Below are 19,108 nucleotides of genomic sequence, written 5' to 3'. Positions count from 1 at the left end.
TGAATTTTTTAACTTAGGCATCACGCTTAAAGCTATTCACACCGCGGCAAAAAGCGATCGAAACATCAAGATTCTCATCGAGGACGACTAGGTCAGCATCCTTGCCTTCAGCGATGCTTCCTTTTCTGTCAAATATCTTGAGCTGCTTTGCGGGATTTTCACTCGCAAGCTTTACTGCTTCTTCAAGGCTGATATGTGAGAATTTCATCATGTTCTTCAGCGAATCTTTCATTTTTAAAATACTTCCAGCAAGCGTGCCATCAGCTAAAAGAGCCTTTCCGTTGGCCACACTGACTTCCTGCCCGCCAAGGTCATACGTTCCGTTCTTGAGGCATTTTGCCCGCATGGAGTCGGTGATCAGGATGACACCGTCAGTGCCCTTTGCCCGCAACGATAAATCGATCATCTCTGGAACAACATGAATTCCATCGGCAATCATCTCAATTTTTAGCTCATTAAAAAGTAAGGCCGCACCTGCTACTCCTGGATCGCGATGATGCATGCCTCGCATTCCGTTGAAAAGGTGGGTAACATGAGTAGCACCAGCTTTGACCGCCTCAGCCATCTGTTCGTACGTGGCATCTGAATGGCCAATAGAAGCAATAACACCGTTTTCAGCTAAATACGTGATAAACTCATAGCCATTTTCTTTTTCCGGAGCAAGTGTCACAAGACGTATATGATTATCAGCTGCTTCCTGCATTTTAGCGAAAAGCTCGACATCTGGAGCGATGATATGATCAGCAGGCTGTGCACCTTTGCGAGTTTCATTAATAAATGGACCTTCCAGATGGACGCCAATTACTTCTGCTTTCCCGGTATGATTATGATTGCTGATATAATCAGCAGCATTTCTTAAGGCTTTGAGAATTTCATCTTGATCCTGAGTGATGGTCGTAGCCAGGAAGCTGGTTGTCCCTTCCTGAGGCAGGATCGAAGACATTGTATCCAAAGCTTCAGTCGTAGCATCCATTGTATCTGCACCGCCGGCTCCGTGGATATGCACGTCAATAAAACCCGGTACAACCGTGCTGTTCTCAGGTAACTTTAACACCTCAACATGGCGATATTCAGCCGGCAGGGCAGAAGCCTGTCCTGTTTCAGCGATTTTGCCATCCTTAATATATATAAATCCCTTATCAATCAATCCTTCTTCTGTTAAAACCCTTGCATTTAAAAGCAATAAATCCTTCATTCTTCATCACTCCTGTAGAGAGCTGACTTTACGGCTTTCCTTTATACCCTCTATGCTATCATTATACTAATACAACACGTTGGTTGTCTATACCAGTTTAACCTAGAAATAATAACCTTGATAATGGTATATACAGGTAAAAAGCGGAGGATTTCTCCGCTGTTTGTTTAAGGTTTTTGTCGATTCACTTTTAATATTTAAAACGATTTAAATTTGTACTCTTGTATCTATTCCTCTTAATTTTTCATCTATTTTTAAATGCTTTATTGTGCGCTGCCTTTATAATGCTCGCTGATCGCTTCACGCAGGTATCCATCGTGTTTGTCTAGAAGGTTTTTCGCTTCGATGCCCTTCAAGCCAGTTATGATTTGCAGGATTGCTGCTTTTGTATGGTAGTTTTGTTCCTTGATTGCCGCTCTTGCTTCCTCGTCAGATGCTCCTGTAGCCATTTTGACGATATTCACTGCACGATTATGGAGTTTTTCATTCGTCATCTGGACATCAACCATCAGATTGCCGTAAACCTTGCCCATTTTAATCATGGAGGCAGTAGATAGCATATTTAAAATGAGCTTCTGTGCAGTTCCAGCCTTCATTCGAGTCGAACCTGTGATGACTTCCGGTCCAACGACTGCTGCAATCGTATAGTCAGAGACTTGTTCCATCTCGGAGTCCTTGCTGCAAACGACCGAAACCGTTACCGCACCTAGCTGCTTGGCGTATTCGAGTGCGCCAATCGTGTACGGTGTCCGTCCGCTGGCGGCGATGCCGACAACGACGTCTTTCGCTGAAAGTGAGATCTCTTCCATATCTGTCTGGCCTTGCTGCTTGTCATCCTCAACGCCTTCAATCGCTTCCGTCATGGCTTCTTTTCCGCCAGCGATGATTCCGACGACCATCCCCGGATCAGTGCCGTAGGTAGGAGGGCATTCTGAAGCATCGATGATTCCGAGACGTCCGGAAGTACCAGCGCCGACATATATCAGCCTGCCGCCCTGTTTGAAAGCAGCGACAATCTTATCGACAACCTCTGAAATGTTCGGAACCTGCCTTGCGAGCACATTCGGAACGAGTGTATCTTCCTGGTTAATGACCGTGATAATTTCCTCTGTAGACATGAGGTCGATATTCATTGTTTTTGGATTTTGCTGTTCTGTATTCAGTTTCGTGATATTCATGTTAATCCCTCACAATAAATTGAAATTTTTGGCCCGCTTTGATGTTTGCAAGCAGGGGAAGATCTGATTGAATGACTTTTCCAATGCAATTAACTTTCTCATCGCGAGGCAGGTTATTCACGGCGATCTGTAACTCGCCTGCGTACCGTCCATAAAGCTGATTATCCATCGTGACAGTACCGCGTATTCTTTCAAGCTGATTTTCAGGTGTGAGCTGCTTGTCCCCTTTTAACGCATAGGAGCGTGATTCAACCGCGCGGACTACATCTCGTGCAGGGTCCATTCTATTCGTCAGCGGCTTGCCCAGGAATTCTTTTAGCTGCGGCAAGCTCCCGCCTTCAACTCGAAGCGGGATGGTCTCCTCTGTGAGGAATGTGAGCAATTCCAACTGTTCATCAGATACTGAGTGGTCGCCAATCAGGATTTTATCGGTAAAACATGAATACTTCAGCTCTGCAGCGGCAACATGAGGCAATTGACCGCGATGCTCCTCAAGTGTAGGAAGGCCAGCAAAAATAGGTCCGCGCAAATCCTTGTCCCCGGGAACGAATGCCATCGTTGTGATGCCCATCTCAAGGAACATCAAATTTCTTTCAATCAGGAAGGACTTGTTCAATCCGGTTTCAGGCCTCGGGTAAAAATTATGCCATGCTTCCACGTTTTCAGCCTTTAACCCAGCTTCAATCCATGATAAAAGCTCCTCTTTTGTTACCGTACTCGCATTGATGCCAATTTTCATTTTTTGCGACAGTTCTACGATTTGTTCTGTCGTAAAACCATAATCGGCCCTAATGCCGGCAAGACCCCATTCGACCAATTTTTCGTACGTGTCCCAGTCAAGCCCTAGAAAGCTAAGTGACCGAGGGGAGACATCGGCCATCAGCTCCATGTGATGCTGCTTAGCCAGGGTTCCGAGTTCCTGTAAAAGTTCCTTATAATCAGCAGGGTTATCTTCAGGGATATGGAGGGAGGTGAAAATGGACTTCAACCCATACCCAGCAGCTTTTTCAATCCAGGCTGCATTTTGTTCCATGCGATCTTTATTTAAATAAACGGATATTCCCAGCAATGAAAACCCTCCAATAAGTTACAGTATTCACAATTTAGTTTTAAAAAAATTCAGGAAAATACCCTGATAGAATAGAAGAAAGGAGGAAAGCAACTCTCCTCCTTTTTTCTTTTAAAATAAGAATGTATAAAATTCACTTCGAGAAATGTCCAGCTTCAGCGCCTAGCCCCTCGAGTCGCTTCGGTCCGCCCAATGAAGTCAAAAAGCGACTTCACCGGTCGGACCTCCAGCGCTTGTCGGGGCTGACCAAGGCGCTTACGCTTTTCTTATTTGTCGAGCTTTGGCACTTGTAGTTGCTTAACAAAGTACCAGAGCTTTTCACTTCCTATTAAATATCCTTTGCCATTTCATCCTTGAAGCCAAACGTCCATGTGAAGATGAATCCGAACACATAGGCTACTAAAAGGCCAAGAAGATAAAGCAGGATTTGGTGCGTATGGACAAGGAAAGCAAGAGGGATTCCGGAAACTCCGATTGCGATCGTTGCGATTTTAAAGAATGCCTGGAAAGCACCGCCGACGGCTGCGCCAAGACATGCTGTGATGAATGGACGGCCAAGCGGAAGGGTAACCCCGAAAATCAGCGGTTCGCCGATTCCAAGCATCCCAACTGGAAGTCCGCCTTTGATGACCTTTTTCAAGCGTTCGTTCTTTGTTTTGAAGTAGATCGCGAACGCCGCACCTACCTGGCCAGCGCCACCCATTGCAAGGATTGGCAGAAGCGGGTCATCGCCGATTGAATTGATCAATTCCATGTGCACCGGAGTTAAGCCCTGGTGCAAACCAGTAACAACAAGCGGCAGGAATGTACCGGCAAGAATTAATCCTGCGAAGATTCCACCCATATCAATCAAACCAAGCAAGCCTTTTGTGATCAGGTCAGAAATGAAACCGCCGACAGGCTGAAGTACAAATAATGTGGCAACACCTGTAATCAATAATGACAGTGTAGGAGTAATGATAATATCCAGTGATGACGGAACGAATTTACGGATTCGTTTTTCAAGGAATGCAATAAACACAGCTGCAAGCATAACGCCAATTAAACCGCCTCGTCCAGGAACGAGTGCTTCACCAAATAATGTAATGTTCGCAAGTCCCGGGTTGATGATCAGGATACCGGCTGCACCACCTAATGCAGGCGAGCCTCCAAATTCACGGGCCGTATTGATACCGACGAATACACCAAGGTAGCCGAAGATTCCCCAGCCAATCAGGTTAAGAACTTGAACAATCGCAGATTCAGGGTCAGCACCTGCACGGACGATCACGTTCGTGATACCGGCAATCAAACCTGAAGCGACAATCGCAGGAATCAGTGGAATAAAGATACTTGCGATTCTTCTTAAGAATAATTTGAACGGAGTGGCGTTCTTTTTGTTAAGATCATCCTTCGTGCGGCCAGCAAGCCCTTCGAAAGGATTCGGATCGTCTTCGTCTACAAGACTAGCAGACTTTCCAGTAATCTCAGAAACTTCGTTCGCGACTTTAGTGACAATTCCAGGCCCAAGGATAATCTGCAATGTTTCTTCTTCAACGACACCGAGCACGCCATCAATTTTCTTGATGCCAGCCACATTTACTTTGCTGTAATCTGCCGGCTTGACGCGCAGGCGGGTCATACATGAAGCGACATCTGCAACATTGTCTGAGCCGCCAAGCTGCTCAAGTATCTCTCTTGCCAGGCGTTCTTCATTACGCATGGTGTTTCCCCCTTAATAAATAAATGTAATGGAAAGTATAAGTTCAAAAATGAATTCGCTTACAACTTGATGATAACAAGGACACGTATAGTTGTCTATACCTTTTTTAATAATATTTATCAGTTGGTATTAGGATTAAGTTAAAAGGTTCATACCAGTGAGAAATCTAATTTAAAAATGAAGGCTGTGTTCAAGTACAATGTTGATTTTTTAGCACCTGTTGATTGGAGCGGAAAGCGAAGCGCCTGGAGCGGAAATCAACTGACAAGTTTAACACAGCCAAAATGAAAAATAAGAAAACACCACATTCTGATTTTTGCGACCTTATATTTGGTTATTAATGAAAAAGTGCTAAAATAAAAAGTATTGTTATCATATGAGAATTTTACTAGCAATTAATTGTTCTATAAAGGAGGAACTTCTTTGTCAAAAGTCCGTACTAAAGACATTATAAAAAAGTTTGATATGGAACTGGTTAGTGGAGAAGAAGGCATCAACCGACCGATTACGACCACTGATATATCAAGACCAGGACTAGAGATCGCTGGATATTTCGAATATTACCCTGCCGAACGGCTGCAGCTTCTCGGAAAAACAGAGTTGTCGTTCTTTGAAAAATTGGACCCTCGGGACAAAGCTTTCCGGATGGAAAAGCTGTGTACGGATATCACACCGGGTATCATTGTTACACGTGACATGGAAGTGCCGCCAGAATTGATTGAAGCGGCCGAGCGCGAATCGGTGCCTGTTATGAGAACGAAGCAAAAAACAACTAGGTTTTCCAGCCATCTGACCAACTATCTTGAGAGTAAACTAGCACCGACAACTGCCGTACATGGCGTACTTGTCGATATTTATGGGATTGGTGTGCTGATCACGGGCAAGAGCGGCGTCGGAAAAAGTGAAACGGCACTGGAGTTGGTTAAAAGAGGCCATCGCCTTGTTGCGGATGATTGCGTCGAGATCCGCCAGGAGGACATCGGAACCCTTGTCGGGAACTCACCGGAATTGATTGAGCATCTCCTTGAGATTCGCGGTCTGGGTATTCTCAATGTGATGACTCTGTTTGGGGCAGGAGCTGTGCGAAGCCACAAACGGATTACCCTCATTATCAACCTGGAAATCTGGGACCAAAAGAAGTCTTACGACAGACTTGGACTGGATGAAGAAACCATGAAAATCATCGACACAGACGTAACCAAGCTGACCATCCCAGTCCGGCCAGGCCGAAACCTTGCCGTCATCATTGAAGTCGCAGCAATGAACTTCAGGCTGAAGAGGATGGGCGTCAACGCAGCCGAACAATTCACAAACAGACTATCGGACGTCATCGAAGACGGAGACCACGACGAAAACTAATCCAATTTAGCGCATTAACGCGCTGGGGGTCAGACCCCCGGTACAGCAAAGCGTTAAAGCGGTGGGGGTCTGACCCCCAATGCTTTAAAGAGCTAAAGTGCGAATACTTTAATAGAGAAAAAGGGGAAATGATATGGAGAAGAATATTCAGCCGATTGATCCGATTGCTTTTTCGCTTGGTCCGATCCAGGTGCACTGGTATGGCGTGATCATTGGGACGGGAATTGCGATTGCGTTATGGCTTGCGATGCGTGAAGGGGAAAAGCGCGGCTTGCCGAAGGATATTTTTGCTGATTTGATGCTATGGGCGATTCCAATCGCGATTATTTCAGCCAGACTTTATTATGTAATTTTTGAATGGGAGTACTACAGTCAGTACCCGGCAGAGATTCCGAAGATCTGGAATGGCGGAATCGCCATCCATGGAGCCTTAATCGGTGCGGTTGCAACCACCTACTTTTTCACAAGAGCCAGAGGCGTATCCTTCTGGAAGCTTGCCGATATTGCAGCACCAAGCTTGATTCTTGGCCAGGCAATCGGGCGCTGGGGAAATTTCATGAACCAGGAAGCCCACGGCGGGGAAGTGAGCAGAGCATTCTTGGAAAACCTGCACCTCCCAGAGTTCATCATCAACCAAATGTACATTAACGGAACCTATTATCATCCGACATTTTTATACGAATCCATCTGGAACATCTTAGGCTTTGTTCTGCTGATGTCTTTGCGCAGAGTCAATCTTGGGCGCGGGGAAATTTTCCTCAGCTATATTATCTGGTATTCGATCGGCCGCTTCTTTGTCGAAGGAATGCGTACCGACAGCCTGATGCTGACAGATACACTAAGGATGGCACAGATGATCTCAATCGCCCTCGTCCTGCTGGCGATCGGCTTATGGATTTTCAGGAGAGTAAAGGGATATTCAAAGGTCCGGTATTTAGAAAGTCAAAATTAACATTCAAACAATAGCATCCTAGCTAAGTCATACTAATTGTCCTTAATCCGTAACAAGGATTATCAGCTGATAAAAGTCATGCCGCATTAATAAAATAAAATGTATAGAGACCTTATAAAAAAAGGCTGAATAAACGGGAGAGATGCTTCGATGGTTTCATCATTGAAAAATGGATTAATGGTGGGCTTGAAGACGACCTGGGCACTGGGGAAAGTCATTTTCCCTGTCACTTTGATCGTTTCAATCCTTCAATACACCCCTGTGCTGCCGTGGGTGATTGATCTGATCACACCGATGATGTCTCTTATCGGTTTGTCAGGGGATGCGGCGATTCCACTTGTCATTGGAAATTTTCTTAATCTGTACGCTGCCATCGGAGCCATATTGACACTTGATTTATCGGTAAAAGAAGTCTTCATCATTGCCGTGATGCTGAGCTTCTCCCATAACATGCTTGTTGAATCAGGAGTGGGTCTCAAAGTTGGCGTCAAGCTCTGGGTCATCCTCCTTGTCCGGTTCGGGCTAGCGATTACTTCAGCAGCCGTGATTAATCTGATCTGGAACGGTGGATCCGAAATCGCCAAATACGGAATGATTCCTTCAAAAACAGAGACCGTAACAGGTGTGGGTCCAATTTTACTCGAAAGTGTGACAAAAGCAGGAATCGGCATCTTCCAGCTGGCGATTATCGTCATACCGCTCATGGTTGTTGTCCAAATCATGAAAGACAGGCAATGGCTCGCAGTGTTCTCCAGGTGGATGGCACCTGTGACAAGAGCACTTGGCATGAAGGAAAACACTTCGACCACCCTTGCTGCCGGCCTGCTGATTGGTCTGGCATATGGAGCAGGCGTGATGATCCAGGCAGTTCAGGAGGATGGGGTAAGCAAAAAGGATGTTACGATTGCCTTCATCTTCCTCGTTGCCTGCCACGCTGTCGTTGAAGATACATTGATTTTTGTCCCGCTCGGAATTCCAGTGCTGCCTCTATTATTCATTCGTCTCGGAGTGGCCGTATTATTGACCGTTACAGTAGCTTTTATCTGGAACCGCGCAGATCTTGCAAAAAGAAAGGAAGCAGTATATGAGCAATAAAATAGACACCGTCCTGTTCGATTTAGATGGGACATTGATTGATACAAACGAATTGATTGTTTCATCCTTCCTTCATACGATGGAACATTATTATCCAGGCCAATATCAGCGTGCGGATGTCCTGCCGTTTTTAGGGCCGTCGCTGCAGGAAACCTTCGAGCCGATGAATCCTGAGGGTTACGAAGAAATGATTACAACTTACCGTACGTATAATCTTGCAAACCACGACCTTTTGGTAAAAGAGTTTGAGGGTGTGTACGAAACCGTCAGGACTTTAAAAGAGAACGGCTTCCATTTAGGGATCGTAACAACTAAACGGTCTGACGTAGTTGCGATGGGATTGAAGCTGACAGGGCTGGATGAATTTTTCGAAGTGATTGTTGCTCTTGATCATGTTAAAAATCCAAAGCCTGATCCTGAACCTCTGTTAAAAGCATTGGAATTATTAGGCTCATCTCCTGAAAGGGCCGTCATGGTCGGTGATAACCACCACGATATCCTGGGCGGAAAAAATGCCGGTACGAAAACGATTGGTGTTTCATGGTCGATAAAAGGAAGAGAACATCTAGAACAATACAAGCCAGATTACATTTTAGATAAAATGGCTGATATCCTGCCGATTCTCGGGGTGTAAGATGAGGAAGACGACGCGATATCGTGTTGAAGGCGCCAATTCTCTCTGGCATGTTTATAAAACCGTTCCATTTTGGAAGGTAGTGAAAAATTTCATCGTCATCCAAGTTGCGCGTTATACTCCGTTCCTCGGAATGAAAAACTGGCTGTACCGCCATTTATTAAGAATGAAGGTCGGTGACCAGACATCGTTCGCGCTGATGGTCATGCTGGACGTCATGTTTCCGGAAAAAATCAGCGTCGGCCGCAATACAGTGATTGGATATAACACGACCATCCTCGCGCACGAGTACTTAATCAAGGAATACCGCCTCGGTGATGTGAACATCGGCAGCGAGGTCATGATCGGCGCCAATTCGACCATCATGCCTGGCATCACAATAGGTGATGGGGCGATTGTATCAGCCGGTACTCTCGTCCATAAGGATGTCCCTCCTGGCACTTTTGTCGGCGGAAATCCAATGCGCGTCATCTACACAAAGGAAGAACTCGAAAAACGCTGGGCGGATGACGAAATTTATGGACAGGCTGTAAAAAAATGAGCGAAACGGGAAATTCCGTTTCGCTATTTTTGAGGAAAAGTGCTTGCCCGCAACAATAGGATGTTTTGTAATAATGCAAGGAAGCCAGTTATACATAAGCAGTCTGCATCTGAACCTTCCCTACATAGATTTTAATGAAAGGAGCCTGGCCTTATGAGCATTACTGCAAAAAGCTATTTGAATTATGTTTTATTATTTTTAGCGGCTTGTGTTGGTTTCGTCATGGCTTATCTACTCTCGGTTGCGATGTTTTATTTTCTGATTGGCATCGTATCACTGCCGATTATTGTCATTGGTTTTCCTATTGGAATCTATTTTCTGTGGTCCGCAGTTTTGAAGCCTGTTACAAATAAACTAGGAAAGTATATTATCTTAGTTTTCTCTTATATCTTATACGCGTACATGTTAATAAAATTAGACCCTGCTTCCTGGTCCGAAGCTGGAAACTTTGAATATTATATGAGTATTTTTCGTGGGGATTAATCATTTTACTGGCAAATACCACTATAAAAATAGCGAAACGGTTTTTACGACCGCTTCGCTATTTTTATGCCTATTTTAACTCATACGGAAATTCCGAATAGCAGTTAATAAGGTAATCCGCATACTCATTCCGTTCCCGGAAAGAGCATGTCCTCAAGCCGATTTTTTTCGCTGGAATCAAGTCTGTCTTTTGGTCGCCTACCGCAAGATCCAGTTGATATCGCTCATGAAGATATTGATACGCGTGAATGTCGGGCTTTAACGAGTAACCGTCATCTGCAGGACAAATGACTTCCGCGAAATATTTGCTGAGATCCCAGTGGTCCAGCAGTTCTTCTGTAGAACGCCGGTTCCGGTGCGTGACAAGCACATTGAAATCCGCTCCCGACAGAACATCTTTCACATATGGAAAAAGCGGCTTTCGGTCATGGTGCAAGGTTCGCTCGACTTCCCTAAATTCCTTAACCATATTTTTATCTACCCCATAATACTCATACGCACTCCCATATTTTAAGTGGGGAAGAACCTCTTCATACAGCAATTCTTGATCTGCGATAATCGTGAATGCTTCTACTAGTGTAGGCCACGTATCAAGAATCGTTCCATCCAAATCCCAGAGAATTTTCATGCTGACAGCCTCCTTTACGTTTGCCCCTTTTTAAGGTTCTGTTAATCGAGTCTGTTGATTTTCGTTCCAGGCGCTTCGCTTTCCGCGGGGCTGGCGCTGAGCCTCCTCGTCGCTTCGCTCCTGCGGGGTCTCACCTGTCCAGCTACGCCCGCAGGACACTGAATAGCTTCCTTGAATGTGCCCACGCACGATGAAAAGGCGTTAGCATTTTCGGAGGAGTCTACGCGCCTTCCACTACAATCAACATGTTTAAAAATTCACCTTCAGCTTTAACAGAGTTCTTTTTATAAGGCTCAGTTGACCGTAACCGTTGATTTCCACTACTGGCACTTGCTTACTAGGAGTGTTCGCCAGCCTCACAAAGTCCTCATTTAATGTTGTCCTTCCCTTACTATAAGGCATTCCTATTTCAAATGAAAACAAAGACGAATAGATGTACCAAAATCCAAACCGATCAACAAGAACCAATTCTTTTTTAATGAAGAGCTTATGGTTGACGGATACTAAAATGAATTGTAAACTACATATAACTTCATCTTGTTACCATATTAGCGAACTAAAGGATTTTGATAATTTAATTAAACTACTTTCCTTTTGGGTATAGATAAAAAAACACCAGCAACGAAGAGGGTGAATGCGATGAGCAGATTGTTCATGTTTGAAAAGCCGCTTGGCATGAGGGATACACTTCCTGAACTGCACGAAGCGAAGGATAAGGTCCGCGGATCGATTGAAAAAGAAATGAAGCACTGGGGATTTCAATTCATTGAAACTCCGACGCTTGAATATTACGAAACAGTCGGGAACGCTTCGGCCATCCTTGATCAGCAGCTGTTCAAATTATTGGATCAGCAGGGCCACACATTAGTGCTTCGTCCAGATATGACGGCGCCGATTGCGAGGGTTGCGGCATCCAAGCTGTTTAATGACCATGTACCTTTAAGACTAGCCTACTCGGCAAATGTTTTCCGCGCCCAGCAGCGTGAAGGAGGCAGGCCAGCGGAATTCGAACAAATCGGAGTAGAGTGCATCGGTGATGACTCAGTCAGTGCAGATGGCGAGATGATCGCTCTTGCCATTTCTTCTTTGAAAAAAGCGGGCCTCGAACAGTTCCAGCTGTCTGTCGGACATGTCGGCTTCGTAAATGAGCTGTTTGTCCAGATTCTTGGAACTGAAGGCCGCGCCAGGGAATTGACGAAATTTTTATATGAAAAAAATTATGTTGGCTACCGTGAACATGTAAAATCATTGCCGCTGTCATCGATTGATACTCAGCGTCTGCTGGCATTCCTCGAACTTCGAGGCGGTCCAGAAGTAATCGGAAAAGCTTCCGAGCTGATTGAGAATGGAAAAGGGAAGGCTGCGATTGATGAACTATCCTTGCTTTGGGATGTCATTGCAGATTTCGGCGAAAGTGACCGCATCAAATTCGATTTAACGATTGTCAGCCATATGAGCTACTATACAGGCATTTTATTTGAAGTATACGCCGGAATGGTCGGATTCCCGATCGGCAATGGGGGCCGTTATGACAGGCTTCTCGAGAAATTCGGCAAATCCACAGGGGCAACTGGTTTTGCGATACGACTTGACCGCCTGCTTGAAAGCCTTAGTGATTTAGGGAAGCCGGAACCGGTTACGTGCATTCTTTTCAGTCCGGAGCGTCGAAGGGAAGCCTACCAGCTCGCTTCAAAACGTCGTGAAGATGGCGAAAGAATCGTTTTGCAGGACATTAGCACGGTCCGCAATCTGGATACATGCTCCGACACATTCTCAGATGTAGTCTTCCTCATTGGGAAAGCGGAAAAGGGGGCGATGGAATGAGCGATCAATTGACAATCGCCATGCCAAAAGGCCGGATTTTTGAAGAAGCAGCCGAACTGCTAAGACGCGCAGGCTTTGAACTGCCTCCTGAATTTGATGATTCAAGAAAACTGATCATCGATGTTGAAAATGAAAATTTCAGGTTCATTTTAGCCAAGCCGATGGATGTCGCTACATATGTGGAACACGGAGTCGCCGACCTCGGCATTGCAGGAAAGGATGTACTGCTTGAAGAAGAACGGGATGTATACGAGCTGCTGGATTTGAAAATCAGCGGCTGCTATCTTGCAGTTGCAGGACTTCCGGATACAAAAATGAATGACGTCGCACCGAAAATCGCAACAAAATATCCAAACATCGCGGCTGCCTATTTCCGGGAACAGGGCGAGCAGGTCGAAATCATCAAATTGAATGGCTCAATCGAGCTTGCGCCATTGATTGGCCTTGCAGACAGGATTGTCGATATCGTTTCAACGGGAAGAACATTGAAGGAAAATGGCCTTGTTGAATATGAAACCATCACAACAGTAACCTCAAGGCTGATCGTGAATCCAGTCAGCTACCGAATCAAGGATGAACGCATCAGCGACTTGATCAGACGGCTTAACGAAGTGATTTAATTGCTGAATAATACTGGATAGTTGAAGTTGCAATCTCCCTGGATTGTGAAAGGATTGATTTTTAATGAAAATTTTACAAATAGATGAGGGCATCTCGCTGAAAAGAACGGTCGATGGCGGGACAGAAGAGCAGCGCATGGCTGTCCAGGAGATTATCGCTGCAGTACGTAAAACAGGCGATCAGGCCGTCAAAGCGTTTACTGAAAAATTCGATTCGGTTTCACTTGATGACTTTCTAGTGACTCAGGACGAAATTGCAGAAGCCTACAAATCGGTGAGCCAGAAGCTTGTTGATATCATAACTGAAGCAGCTGCGAATATCCGGACATACCATGAAAAACAATTGCGTCCGTCATGGATGACGACGGAAGAAAACGGGACAATGCTTGGCCAGAAGGTAACACCGCTTGATTCTGTAGGCGTCTATGTCCCTGGTGGAACAGCGGCATATCCGTCATCTGTATTGATGAATGTCATTCCCGCGAAAACAGCCGGAGTGGAACGGATTGTCATGGTATCTCCCCCAGACCGTGACGGCAAACTCCCAGCCGGTGTATTGGTTGCTGCTGATATTGCCGGGGTAAAAGAAATCTATAAAATCGGCGGTGCACAGGCAATCGCAGCTCTTGCATATGGAACCGAAACGATTAAGCCGGTCGATAAGATCACTGGTCCAGGCAACATCTTTGTTGCTCTTGCTAAGCGGGAGGTTTTCGGTGATGTGGCGATTGATATGATCGCCGGACCAAGTGAAATTGGTATTTTAGCTGATGACACAGCTTCTGCAGAAGAAGTTGCAGCCGATTTGCTTTCTCAGGCAGAGCACGATCCTAGAGCATGCGCAATTTTAGTAACGACATCACCCTCACTTGCGGAAGATGTACAAACGGAAGTCGAAAGACAGCTGGCCCAATTGCCAAGAAAAGAAATAGCAGAGGCAGCAATTAAAGACTACGGAGCCATCTATGTAGCTTCAGATATGGATGAAGCTATCGGCGCGATCAACCAGCTTGCACCAGAGCATCTTGAAATCGTAACAGAAAACGCGATTGAATTGCTCGGTAAAATAAAGCACGCGGGCGCGATTTTCCTTGGCAGATACAGCTCCGAACCTGTCGGCGACTACTTCGCGGGCCCCAATCACGTCCTGCCAACAAACGGGACAGCCCGTTTCTCAAGCCCGTTAAGCGTCGAGGATTTCCAAAAGAAATCAAGCATCATCCTCTACAGTGAAAAAGCAATGAAAGAAAACGGTGCAAAAATAGCCGAGTTTGCAAGGCTTGAAGGACTGGAAGCCCATGCGAGAGCAGTCGAAACAAGGGTGAAATAATTTTAAGGGAACAAAATATATAGCATCTTTGGATTTAGGTAGAAGTTTTACATGAAAGTGCTCTTATTGTTTGAACAGTTCAAATTTGAATTGCGAGAAAGCTGTCCGAATGAGAGTGGTATTCGGACAGGTCCAGCAGACGTGGGGTGAAAGCTGTCCGAAAGAGTGAGGTATTCGGACAGGTCCAGTGTGCGTTGGGCGAAAGCTGTCCGAAAGAGAGAGGTATTTGGACAGGTCCGGCAGACGTGGGGTGAAAGCTGTCCGAAAGAGAGAGGTATTCGGACAGGTCCAGTGTGTGTTGGGCGAAAGCTGTCCGAAAGAGAGTGGTATTCGGCCAGGTCCAGCATGCGTGAGGTGAAAGCTGTCCGAAAGAGTGAGGTATTCGGCCAGGTTCAGCAGACGTGGGGTGAAAGCTGTCCGAAAGAGTGAGGTATTCGGACAGGTTCAGTGTGCGTTGGGCGAAAGCTGTCCGAAAGAGAGAGGTATTTGGACAGGTCCGGCAGACGTGGGGTGAAAGCTGTCCGAAAGAGAGAGGTATTCGGACAGGTCCCGTGTGCGTTGGGCGAAAGCTGTCCGAAAGAGAGAGGTATTCGAACAGGTCCAGCAGGCGTTGGGCGAAAGCTGTCCGAATGAGAGTGGTATTCGGACAGGTCCAGCATGCGTGAGGTCAAAGCTGTCCGTATGAATATACTCAGGATGCCTCTTTATATGAGAACGACAATTTTACAAGAATAAACGGAGGTAACAACAATGGAAAGAACCTCAACGGTAAACCGCTATACGAACGAAACGAAAATCGACCTGAGTTTTGGCGTCGATGGCGAAGGGAAAACCTCGCTCGAAACAGGAGTGCCATTCCTGTCCCATATGCTTGATCTATTTGCGAAGCATGGACAGTTTGACCTTTCCGTTGATGCAAAAGGCGATGTAGAGGTCGATGGACACCACACAACAGAAGATATCGGGATTTGCATCGGACAGGCGTTGCGTGAGGCGCTTGGTGATAAAAAGGGAATCAAACGCTACGGGAATGCATTTGTTCCGATGGATGAAGCGCTGGCACAGGTTGTCATTGACTTAAGCAACCGTCCTCACCTCGAGATGCGTGCGGAATTCCCGGCACAGCAGGTTGGAACCTTTGATGTTGAGCTTGTCCATGAATTCCTATGGAAACTCGCACTTGAAGCAAGAATGAACCTGCATGTTGTCGTCCACTACGGTAAAAATACGCACCATATGATTGAAGCAGTCTTTAAAGCATTGGGCCGCGCGCTGGATGAAGCGACGACAATCGACCCGAGAGTAAAAGGTGTTCCTTCCACAAAAGGAATGCTGTGAAAAGCATTAGCAAGCATAGGCATGGCGTCTAAAGTCTGACGTTTCAGTTCGAAAACTTGATCAAATGCGAGTACCTGCACAGGAAAGGAAGTTAAACCATGATTGGCATCGTTGATTACGGCATGGGCAATTTATTCAGTGTCAGCAAAGCGCTAGAACGGCTGGATACGCCTTATTTTATTTCACAATTTAAGGACGGACTGATGGAGGCAGATGCCTTGCTGGTTCCAGGGGTAGGCTCATTCCGTGATGCGATGGAAGCCTTGAATCGTACCGGTTTGACACGAACGATCCGTGACTTCGCTGCTACCGGAAAGCCTGTGCTCGGAATATGCCTCGGCATGCAGCTGTTGTTTGAAGAAAGCACGGAGAACGGACTGACAAAGGGCCTCAGCTTGCTGCCAGGAAAAGTGGAGCGATTCAGCGGAAAGACATCCAAGGGTGAGTCCTATAAAGTTCCGCATATGGGCTGGAACAAGCTTCGTTTTACCGGAGAGTCACCGTTATTTAATGGGATTGCAGAAGACTACGTTTACTTTGTGCATTCCTATTATGTAAAAGCCGCCGATCCTGACGTGCTTGTTGCGGTCGGTGACTACTATGATGTAGAAGTACCTGCCATCGTAGGCAGAGGGAATATATTCGGCATGCAATTCCATCCTGAAAAAAGCAGTGAAATGGGAATGGGGCTGCTCAGGAATTTTACCGAGCTTGCGGCAGAAAGGAAGGCTAAGCTATGAAATTCACCATCTATCCAGCGATAGACATGCGCGGCGGGAAATGTGTCCGTCTTTTGCAGGGCGACTATGAGAAGGAAACCGTATATGGGGACTCTCCTTTCAAAATGGCCAAGAAATTTGCCGGTGAAGGCGCAGAGTGGATCCATATGGTTGACCTGGACGGCGCGAAGGATGGCAAAAGGGTCAACGATGAATTTGTCATCAAGGCTGCGCAGGAACTTGGAGTCAAAGTGCAGATCGGCGGCGGCATCCGCACCGAATACGATATCAATCATTACCTGGAAAATGGCGTTGCCAGAGTCATTATTGGCAGCATCGCTGTTTCGAATCCTGAGTTTGCTGAAGAAATGGTAAAGAAATATGGATCCCGAATAGCCATCGGCCTTGATGCGAAAAATGGCCTCGTTGCTACCCACGGCTGGCTTACTACATCTGAAGTAACCGCTGTTGAACTCGGAAAAAGATTCGCAGAGGCTGGGGCGGAGACGTTTATTTTTACCGATATCGCAACAGATGGAACTCTTGCAGGACCTAATGTAGAAGCGACTCGCCAGCTTGCGATAGAAACAGGAAAAAGTGTCATCGCTTCAGGCGGTGTCAGCTCGCTGGACGATTTGAAAGCCTTGAAAGAATTGCGGTCAGATGGAGTCAGCGGGGCAATCGTCGGCAAAGCATTTTACGAAGGACGCTTCTCAGTAAAATCTGCCCTGGAAGTGGGGAATGAATAATGCTTAGCAAAAGAATCATTCCATGCCTTGATGTGAAAAATGGCCGTGTCGTAAAGGGTGTCCAGTTTGTCCAGCTTCGCGACGCCGGCGACCCGGTGGAGCTGGCCCGATTTTATGATGAGCAGGGTGCCGATGAACTTGTTTTCCTTGATATATCTGCTTCCGTTGAAGGCCGCAAAACGATGGTTGAGGTCGTAAAAGAAGTAGCGTCGGAGCTGGCCATTCCTTTTACAGTCGGCGGGGGCATCAACACGCTCGAGGATATGAAAAGAATGCTTCGTTCAGGAGCAGACAAGGTATCGTTGAACACTGCCGCTGTAAACAATCCTGGATTAATCGCAGAGGGTTCAGCTTTCTTCGGGTCCCAATGCATTGTCGTTGCCATTGATGCAAAATACGATCCGGAGCTTGGTTCATGGCGAGTGTACACGCACGGCGGCCGCACTCCAACTGAACTGGAAGTCATTGAGTGGGCGCGCGAAGCAGTCAGGCTTGGAGCAGGTGAAATCCTGTTGACGAGCATGGACAGTGATGGAGAGAAGCAGGGCTTTGACCTTTCACTAACACGTGCTGTCAGTGAAGCAGTAACGGTTCCAGTTATCGCTTCCGGCGGGGCAGGGAACGCGGAGCATTTTGTGGACGCTTTTAAAGAAGGAAAAGCAGACGCAGCCTTGGCCGCATCGATTTTCCACTATCGCGAAACATCTGTAAAAGAAGTGAAATCTCATCTTCGCGAAGAAGGAGTGACTGTAAGATGAATATAGAAGAATTAAAATTTGACGCCAGCGGCTTGATTCCTGCTGTTGTCCAGGATGCGTTAACACGTGAAGTGCTGACAGTGGCCTATATGAGCAAAGAATCGCTCGAAAAATCTTTGGAAACCCGTGAAACCTGGTTTTACAGCCGTTCCCGCCAAGAGCTCTGGCACAAAGGCGGCACAAGCGGAAACACTCAGAAGATCCTTGAGATCAAATATGACTGTGATGGCGATGCACTAGTTGTACTCGTAGAGCCAGCAGGCCCTGCTTGCCATACAGGAGCGGTGGGCTGTTTTTCAGAAAGCTTGCTAAAAGATGAGGGTTCGACAAAAACTGCCATATTGAGCGATTTCGCAGTCATGCTCGAGCTTGAAAAAACAATCCGTGAACGTGAGCGCGATATGCCAGAGGGCGCTTATACAACATACTTGTTTGACAAAGGCGTCGATAAAATCCTGAAAAAAGTAGGCGAAGAAGCCGCAGAAGTCATCATCGCCGCAAAGAACCGCGACCCAGAAGAACTCAAGTGGGAAGCAGCCGATTTGCTTTACCACCTATTGGTCCTCCTGCAGGAGCAAAAACTGCCGCTTAAAAACGTTCTTGAAGTTTTGAATAAGAGGAAGAAACCCAGCGCAGAAGAGTAAATTGCGCGGGGTTTTTCTTTTAGGTGAAGAAGTCATGCGCTGGAATGCAGGTTTCAGAATTGATAAGTCGGGTGAAGTGAGGAGTCCTCCAATACATCCCCCAGCGATCCATATTTCCCCAGTCCCACCACTACAATTTCCAATCATCATCTTCTCTTAAGCTCTGTCCGTATGTTATACTACATTAGTTAATGGCTGTTTCCCGAAAGGAATGCGATACGGGATGACTTTTCGATAATGGTTCATCAAAAGGATGGATCCATGCACCAAGTCATAAATGCAACTTGGCA

The 19,108-nt window shown here is 46.3% G+C and carries 19 protein-coding genes; 14 read left to right on the top strand and 5 right to left on the bottom strand.

Going from position 1 to position 19,108, the window contains the following annotated elements; all coding sequences use genetic code 11:
• Positions 1 to 13 precede the first annotated feature (13 nt).
• The 4 genes from nagA to AABM38_RS21425 form a co-directional block, all read right to left on the bottom strand.
• Positions 14 to 1,195, bottom strand: a complete 1,182-nt coding sequence (nagA, locus tag AABM38_RS21440) for an N-acetylglucosamine-6-phosphate deacetylase (protein ID WP_423408187.1) — start codon at positions 1,193 to 1,195, stop codon at positions 14 to 16.
• Positions 1,196 to 1,458: 263 nt separating this feature from the next.
• A complete protein-coding gene (murQ, locus tag AABM38_RS21435; protein ID WP_423408186.1) occupies positions 1,459 to 2,373 on the bottom strand; it encodes an N-acetylmuramic acid 6-phosphate etherase in 915 nt (304 codons plus the stop codon).
• A 1-nt stretch (position 2,374) separates the two neighbouring features.
• Positions 2,375 to 3,442, bottom strand: a complete 1,068-nt coding sequence (locus AABM38_RS21430) for a DUF871 domain-containing protein (protein WP_423408185.1) — start codon at positions 3,440 to 3,442, stop codon at positions 2,375 to 2,377.
• Between the two features lie 328 nt (positions 3,443 to 3,770).
• Positions 3,771 to 5,144, bottom strand: coding sequence for a PTS transporter subunit EIIC (locus tag AABM38_RS21425; protein WP_423408184.1), 1,374 nt, complete (start codon positions 5,142 to 5,144; stop codon positions 3,771 to 3,773).
• A gap of 423 nt (positions 5,145 to 5,567) precedes the next feature.
• Here AABM38_RS21425 and hprK point away from each other — a divergent pair, with 423 nt between their 5' ends.
• From hprK to AABM38_RS21395, 6 genes are all read left to right on the top strand, one after another.
• Entirely contained in the window at positions 5,568 to 6,503 is a 936-nt protein-coding gene (hprK, locus tag AABM38_RS21420; protein ID WP_423408183.1) for an HPr(Ser) kinase/phosphatase, read from the top strand.
• A gap of 133 nt (positions 6,504 to 6,636) precedes the next feature.
• Positions 6,637 to 7,455 carry a prolipoprotein diacylglyceryl transferase gene (lgt, locus tag AABM38_RS21415; protein ID WP_423408182.1) on the top strand — a complete coding sequence of 273 codons (819 nt, stop codon included), beginning with the start codon at positions 6,637 to 6,639 and terminating at the stop codon, positions 7,453 to 7,455.
• A 150-nt stretch (positions 7,456 to 7,605) separates the two neighbouring features.
• Positions 7,606 to 8,550 (top strand): nucleoside recognition domain-containing protein, encoded by a 945-nt coding sequence (locus tag AABM38_RS21410; protein ID WP_423408181.1) that lies wholly within the window; start codon positions 7,606 to 7,608, stop codon positions 8,548 to 8,550.
• On the top strand, positions 8,540 to 9,184 hold the full coding sequence (gene ppaX / locus AABM38_RS21405) for a pyrophosphatase PpaX (protein WP_423408180.1): 645 nt from the start codon (positions 8,540 to 8,542) through the stop codon (positions 9,182 to 9,184). The genes AABM38_RS21410 and ppaX overlap by 11 nt, the downstream gene beginning before the upstream one ends.
• Before the next feature lies 1 nt (position 9,185).
• A complete protein-coding gene (locus AABM38_RS21400; protein WP_423408179.1) occupies positions 9,186 to 9,725 on the top strand; it encodes an acyltransferase in 540 nt (179 codons plus the stop codon).
• Between the two features lie 153 nt (positions 9,726 to 9,878).
• Positions 9,879 to 10,208, top strand: a complete 330-nt coding sequence (locus AABM38_RS21395) for a hypothetical protein (protein WP_423408178.1) — start codon at positions 9,879 to 9,881, stop codon at positions 10,206 to 10,208.
• 70 nt (positions 10,209 to 10,278) lie between these two features.
• On the opposite strand, the gene AABM38_RS21390 is transcribed toward AABM38_RS21395, so the two are convergent.
• A complete protein-coding gene (locus AABM38_RS21390) occupies positions 10,279 to 10,836 on the bottom strand; it encodes an HAD hydrolase-like protein (protein WP_423408177.1) in 558 nt (185 codons plus the stop codon).
• Between the two features lie 639 nt (positions 10,837 to 11,475).
• Here AABM38_RS21390 and AABM38_RS21385 point away from each other — a divergent pair.
• The 8 genes from AABM38_RS21385 to hisIE all read left to right on the top strand — a co-directional run bounded on the left by AABM38_RS21385 (position 11,476) and on the right by hisIE (position 18,818).
• On the top strand, positions 11,476 to 12,660 hold the full coding sequence (locus AABM38_RS21385; protein ID WP_423408176.1) for an ATP phosphoribosyltransferase regulatory subunit: 1,185 nt from the start codon (positions 11,476 to 11,478) through the stop codon (positions 12,658 to 12,660).
• Complete coding sequence (gene hisG, locus AABM38_RS21380) at positions 12,657 to 13,280, top strand: ATP phosphoribosyltransferase (protein WP_423408175.1); 624 nt, start codon at positions 12,657 to 12,659, stop codon at positions 13,278 to 13,280. The genes AABM38_RS21385 and hisG overlap by 4 nt, the downstream gene beginning before the upstream one ends.
• A gap of 64 nt (positions 13,281 to 13,344) precedes the next feature.
• Entirely contained in the window at positions 13,345 to 14,610 is a 1,266-nt protein-coding gene (gene hisD / locus AABM38_RS21375) for a histidinol dehydrogenase (RefSeq protein ID WP_423408174.1), read from the top strand.
• Between the two features lie 750 nt (positions 14,611 to 15,360).
• Positions 15,361 to 15,948 (top strand): imidazoleglycerol-phosphate dehydratase HisB, encoded by a 588-nt coding sequence (gene hisB / locus AABM38_RS21370; RefSeq protein WP_423408173.1) that lies wholly within the window; start codon positions 15,361 to 15,363, stop codon positions 15,946 to 15,948.
• 98 nt (positions 15,949 to 16,046) lie between these two features.
• Complete coding sequence (gene hisH / locus AABM38_RS21365; RefSeq protein WP_423408172.1) at positions 16,047 to 16,688, top strand: imidazole glycerol phosphate synthase subunit HisH; 642 nt, start codon at positions 16,047 to 16,049, stop codon at positions 16,686 to 16,688.
• Complete coding sequence (gene hisA, locus AABM38_RS21360; RefSeq protein ID WP_423408171.1) at positions 16,685 to 17,416, top strand: 1-(5-phosphoribosyl)-5-[(5-phosphoribosylamino)methylideneamino]imidazole-4-carboxamide isomerase; 732 nt, start codon at positions 16,685 to 16,687, stop codon at positions 17,414 to 17,416. Before hisH ends, hisA begins: the two co-directional genes overlap by 4 nt.
• Positions 17,416 to 18,174, top strand: a complete 759-nt coding sequence (gene hisF / locus AABM38_RS21355) for an imidazole glycerol phosphate synthase subunit HisF (RefSeq protein ID WP_423408170.1) — start codon at positions 17,416 to 17,418, stop codon at positions 18,172 to 18,174. Before hisA ends, hisF begins: the two co-directional genes overlap by 1 nt.
• Positions 18,171 to 18,818 carry a bifunctional phosphoribosyl-AMP cyclohydrolase/phosphoribosyl-ATP diphosphatase HisIE gene (gene hisIE, locus AABM38_RS21350; RefSeq protein WP_423408169.1) on the top strand — a complete coding sequence of 216 codons (648 nt, stop codon included), beginning with the start codon at positions 18,171 to 18,173 and terminating at the stop codon, positions 18,816 to 18,818. Before hisF ends, hisIE begins: the two co-directional genes overlap by 4 nt.
• Positions 18,819 to 19,108: the final 290 nt, after the last annotated feature.

It is taken from the genome of Heyndrickxia sp. MSNUG (assembly GCF_049532715.1).
In the GTDB taxonomy this organism is placed as follows: domain Bacteria; phylum Bacillota; class Bacilli; order Bacillales; family Cytobacillaceae; genus Mesobacillus.
The sequence above is the reverse complement of the archived record's forward strand: the minus strand, read 5'-3'. Positions and strand labels throughout refer to the sequence as shown.

Coding starts and splice junctions, on each gene's coding strand:
- nagA (WP_423408187.1), bottom strand. CDS start 1,195: ATGAAGGATTTATTGCTTTTAAATGCAAGGGTTTTAACAGAAGAAGGA.
- murQ (WP_423408186.1), bottom strand. CDS start 2,373: ATGAATATCACGAAACTGAATACAGAACAGCAAAATCCAAAAACAATG.
- AABM38_RS21425 (WP_423408184.1), bottom strand. CDS start 5,144: ATGCGTAATGAAGAACGCCTGGCAAGAGAGATACTTGAGCAGCTTGGC.
- lgt (WP_423408182.1), top strand. CDS start 6,637: ATGGAGAAGAATATTCAGCCGATTGATCCGATTGCTTTTTCGCTTGGT.
- AABM38_RS21410 (WP_423408181.1), top strand. CDS start 7,606: ATGGTTTCATCATTGAAAAATGGATTAATGGTGGGCTTGAAGACGACC.
- ppaX (WP_423408180.1), top strand. CDS start 8,540: ATGAGCAATAAAATAGACACCGTCCTGTTCGATTTAGATGGGACATTG.
- AABM38_RS21400 (WP_423408179.1), top strand. CDS start 9,186: ATGAGGAAGACGACGCGATATCGTGTTGAAGGCGCCAATTCTCTCTGG.
- AABM38_RS21395 (WP_423408178.1), top strand. CDS start 9,879: ATGAGCATTACTGCAAAAAGCTATTTGAATTATGTTTTATTATTTTTA.
- AABM38_RS21390 (WP_423408177.1), bottom strand. CDS start 10,836: ATGAAAATTCTCTGGGATTTGGATGGAACGATTCTTGATACGTGGCCT.
- AABM38_RS21385 (WP_423408176.1), top strand. CDS start 11,476: ATGAGCAGATTGTTCATGTTTGAAAAGCCGCTTGGCATGAGGGATACA.
- hisG (WP_423408175.1), top strand. CDS start 12,657: ATGAGCGATCAATTGACAATCGCCATGCCAAAAGGCCGGATTTTTGAA.
- hisD (WP_423408174.1), top strand. CDS start 13,345: ATGAAAATTTTACAAATAGATGAGGGCATCTCGCTGAAAAGAACGGTC.
- hisB (WP_423408173.1), top strand. CDS start 15,361: ATGGAAAGAACCTCAACGGTAAACCGCTATACGAACGAAACGAAAATC.
- hisH (WP_423408172.1), top strand. CDS start 16,047: ATGATTGGCATCGTTGATTACGGCATGGGCAATTTATTCAGTGTCAGC.
- hisA (WP_423408171.1), top strand. CDS start 16,685: ATGAAATTCACCATCTATCCAGCGATAGACATGCGCGGCGGGAAATGT.
- hisF (WP_423408170.1), top strand. CDS start 17,416: ATGCTTAGCAAAAGAATCATTCCATGCCTTGATGTGAAAAATGGCCGT.
- hisIE (WP_423408169.1), top strand. CDS start 18,171: ATGAATATAGAAGAATTAAAATTTGACGCCAGCGGCTTGATTCCTGCT.